Source organism: Nocardioides sp. P5_C9_2 (genome assembly GCF_054049555.1).
The window spans coordinates 1-4,030 of record NZ_JBFUMD010000369.1; the positions used below are offsets into that span (position 1 = coordinate 1).

A 4,030-nucleotide genomic window follows, 5' to 3' on the forward strand; every position below is an offset into this window, starting at 1 on the left:
CCCGGGGGGATGGGTGGAGTGTCTTAGTAGAGTAAGTCAGTATTGATTGTCCTGTCACCGTTCTGCCACTGCTCCGTCGGCCGCGCCGTCGGCCGGGTGTGTCGCAGATCCCGTCGCCGCCGGTTCGGTACGACGCGTGCGCACCCCCGACACTGGGTGGCATGTCCGCTCCCGTCACCGTCTCGGTCACCCGGCACATCGACCCGTCCCAGGAGACGGAGATGCGCGCCTGGGTGCAGGCCGGCACGTCGCTGGCCGAGAACTTCGACGGCTTCCTCGGCTCCGGCTGGGTGCGGCCCTCCGAGGACTCGCCCGAGTGGCACATGCTCTACCGCTTCGCCGACGCCGATGCCCTGGCCCGGTGGGAGGCCAGCCCGCAGCGCGCCTGGTGGCTGGAGGCGGCGCAGGGGCGCATCGAGTCGACCCGGACCGAGCGGCGTACGGGCATCGAGGGCTGGTTCGACGAGCCGGCCGCCGTCGAGTCCCTCACCCCGGTCCCGAAGGCGCCGCCGCGGTGGAAGCAGGCGTGCACCATCTTCCTGGTCTTCTTCCCGCTCAGCCTGGCCGCCAACTGGGTGCTGGGCCACACCCCGATCATCGAGTGGCCGCTGCCGCTGCGGGTGCTGCTGACCGTGCTCGTGATGACCCCGCTGATGACATACGTGCTGCTGCCGTGGATCACGCGCAAGATGTCCTGGTGGCTGCACCGCTAGGTTGACCCCGTGGACGAGTCCCGGCGGAGGTCGCCCGACCCGCGGTGGCTCGGCGCCGGGCTGCTCCTGGGGGCCGCGGCCGGCCTCCCGGTCGGTGCCCTCTGGGGCCTGCTGATCTTCCTCCTCCCCGGGCAGCCGGTCGCCGGTCTGGTCATCGGCAGCGGGGTCGGGCTCGCGCTCGGCGCGATCGTCGGCCTGGCCGTCGGCTGCCTGGTCGCCGTCGTCGTGGGTCGTGGCCGGCCGCGCGCAGAGGCCCGTCGGCGCGCCACGACCGTGGGGCTGCTGGCCACGCCGGTCCTCGTCGTCGGGGTCCTGGCGCTCGCGGGGCTGCCGGTGGGCTCCTGGGCCGCGCCGCTGCTGGTGATGGCGGCGGGGATCGGGGCGATGGCCTGCCGGTGGTCCGCCGCCAAGATCTCCGACCGGCCCGGCGTCGTACGCCGCTAGGCTCGGCCACGTGGCCGACCACAACATCCCCGATGCCCCGGCGCTCGACGGCGCCACCCACCTGCACTCGGGCAAGGTGCGTGATCTCTACCGCATCGAGTCCGGTGAGCACGCCGGTCGCCTGCTCATGGTGGCCAGCGACCGGATCTCGGCCTACGACTTCGTGCTCGACACGACCATCCCGGACAAGGGCGAGATCCTCACCCGGATGTCGCTGTGGTGGTTCGACCAGCTCAAGGGGCTCGTCGCGCACCACGTCGTGTCGACGGACGTCCCCGACGCCGTCCGCGGCAGGGCGGTGATCTGCGAGGCCCTCGACATGTATCCGGTCGAGTGCGTGGCCCGCGGCTACCTGACCGGGTCCGGGCTGCTCGACTACCGGCACACCGGTGAGGTGTGCGGCATCAGGCTGCCCGCCGGCCTCCAGGACGGCTCCCGGCTCCCCGAGCCGATCTTCACCCCGGCCACCAAGGCCGCCGTGGGTGACCACGACGAGAACGTCGACTACGAGGCGGTCGTCGAGGCCGTCGGCGACGACGAGGCGGCCGAGCTGCGGATGCTCACCATGGAGGTCTACGGCCGGGCCCACGAGCTGGCCCGCACCCGCGGCATCATCCTGGCCGACACCAAGGTCGAGTTCGGCGCCCGGCCCGACGGGGCCACCGTGCTGGCCGACGAGGTGCTCACGCCCGACTCGTCGCGCTTCTGGCCCGCCGACGTCTGGCAGCCCGGCCGCGCGCAGCCGTCGTACGACAAGCAGATCGTCCGCGACTGGCTCACCTCGCCCGAGTCCGGCTGGGACCGGGCCTCCGGCGACGTCCCGCCACCGCTGCCGCCCGAGGTCGTCGAGCGCACCCGCTCGCGCTACGTGGAGGCCTACGAGCGGCTGACGGGGGAGTCGTTCTGACCGCGTTCAGCGCGAGCGTCGACCTGCCCGTCCCGCTCGAGACGGCGTACGCCTTCCTCTCCGACCCGCGCAACCGGCCGCAGTGGCAGTCGTCGCTGCGCTCGGTGGCGGTGCCGGCCGATGAGGAGCCGCACCTCGGCCAGCGCTGGGTGGAGACGACCGCGGTCGGGGTGCGCCCGCGTCTGGAGATCATCGAGATGGACCCGCCGCACGTGTGGGCCGAGCGGGGCTGGTGGCGCGGGGTGGAGGCGACGCTGTCGCTGCGCTTCGCCCGTACGCCGCGGGGGTGCCGTGTCGAGGTCAGCGGCGCCGTCGGGGGTCGTGGCCTGTGGGCGGTGCCCGCCGCCCTCGCCGGCCGGCTGGCCGGTCCGGCCGTCGCCGCGGACGTCCGCAAGGCCGGCGCGATCCTGGCGGAGGACGCAGCGCGAGACGACGGGTGACGGGCGTCACCACCGCTGAGTAGGTTGGCGCCATGCCGAACCTCTCCTCGTTGCTCGAGACCTCCGCCGCCCAGTACGCCGACCGGGAGGCCGTCGTCCTCGCCATGCCGGGCGGGCAGAGCGCCCGGCTGACCTACGCCCAGGTGAACGCTGCGGCCAACCAGGTCGCGAACCTGCTGGTCTCCCGGGGCATCGAGCCGGGGGACAAGGTGGCGCTGAGCTGCCCGAACCTGCCGTACTTCCCGATCGTCTACTACGGGATCCTCAAGGCCGGGGCGACCGTGGTGCCGCTCAACGTGCTGCTCAAGGGCCGCGAGGTGGCCTACCACCTGGCCGACTCGAGCGCGAAGGCGTACGTCTGCTTCCAGGGCACCCCGGAGCTGCCGATCGGGCAGGCCGGGTTCGAGGGCTTCGAGGCCACCGAGGGCTGCGAGCACTTCTTCATGATCACCGCCGACCCGGCCGCCGCGTCGCCCATCGAGGGCACCGAGACGCTCGGACAGGCCCTGGTCGGTCAGCCGCCGACGTTCGACACCGTGGCCGTGGACGACGACGACACCGCGGTCATCCTCTACACGTCCGGGACCACCGGCCAGCCCAAGGGCGCCGAGCTGCGGCACCGCAACATGTACTCCAACGCCGTCGCCGGCAAGGACCTCTTCGGTGCCGACGCCGACCGGCCCGACACCTACCTGTGCGTGCTGCCGCTCTTCCACTCCTTCGGCCAGACGGTCATCCAGAACGCCGGGTTCGCGTACGGCGGCACGGTGGTGATGCTGCCGCGCTTCGACGCCGACGCCGCGCTCAAGACGATGGCCGCGGAGGGCGTCACCTTCTTCGCGGGCGTCCCGACGATGTACTGGGGTCTGCTGGGTGCCCTCGCCGACTCCGGCGTCGACGCCCACGCGCTGGCCGACAGGCTGCGGATCGCCGCAGCCGGCGGGTCGGCCCTGCCGGTGGAGGTCCACAAGGATTTCGAGAAGAAGTTCGGCGTGATCATCCTCGAGGGCTACGGCCTGTCGGAGACGTCCCCGGTGGCGAGCTTCTCGCCGTACGGGCAGGAGGTCCGGGTCGGCTCGATCGGCGTCCCGATCCCCGGCGTCGAGATGAGGCTGATCAACCCCGAGCCCGGCAGCTGGGACGACGCCGAGGGCGACGTGGGCGAGATCGCCATCAAGGGCCCCAACATCATGAAGGGCTACCACGACCGGCCCGACGCGACCGCCGAGGCGATCCACGACGGCTGGTTCCGCTCCGGCGACCTCGGCCGCAAGGACGAGGACGGCTGGTACTACATCGTCGACCGCTCCAAGGACATGATCATCCGCGGCGGCTACAACGTGTACCCGCGCGAGATCGAGGAGGTGCTGATGACGCACCCCGCGGTCAGCCTCGCCGCCGTCATCGGCGTCCCCGACGAGAGCCACGGCGAGGAGATCAAGGCCGTCGTCATCCCCGAGAAGGACGTCGACGTGACGCCCGAGGAGCTCGTGGCGTGGGGCAAGGAGCAGATGGCGGGCTACAAG

Annotated in this window: 5 protein-coding genes; all 5 read left to right on the forward strand. The window is 72.1% G+C overall.

Features of this window, described 5'->3' with window-relative positions; genetic code table 11:
• Window positions 1-161: 161 nt before the first annotated feature.
• Window positions 162-713 carry an antibiotic biosynthesis monooxygenase gene (locus ACXJKL_RS16200; RefSeq protein WP_457208056.1) on the forward strand — a complete coding sequence of 184 codons (552 nt, stop codon included), beginning with the start codon at window positions 162-164 and terminating at the stop codon, window positions 711-713.
• 9 nt (window positions 714-722) lie between these two features.
• The gene (locus ACXJKL_RS16205) at window positions 723-1,157 is read left to right on the forward strand and encodes a hypothetical protein (RefSeq protein WP_457208057.1); all 435 of its coding nucleotides are present in this window, start codon (window positions 723-725) and stop codon (window positions 1,155-1,157) included.
• 10 nt (window positions 1,158-1,167) lie between these two features.
• Window positions 1,168-2,064 (forward strand): phosphoribosylaminoimidazolesuccinocarboxamide synthase, encoded by an 897-nt coding sequence (locus ACXJKL_RS16210; RefSeq protein WP_457208058.1) that lies wholly within the window; start codon window positions 1,168-1,170, stop codon window positions 2,062-2,064.
• Window positions 2,065-2,087: 23 nt separating this feature from the next.
• On the forward strand, window positions 2,088-2,504 hold the full coding sequence (locus ACXJKL_RS16215) for an SRPBCC family protein (RefSeq protein WP_457208060.1): 417 nt from the start codon (window positions 2,088-2,090) through the stop codon (window positions 2,502-2,504).
• Window positions 2,505-2,536: 32 nt separating this feature from the next.
• A partial coding sequence (locus ACXJKL_RS16220; protein WP_457208059.1) for a long-chain-fatty-acid--CoA ligase occupies window positions 2,537-4,030 on the forward strand: 1,494 nt, incomplete at its 3' end.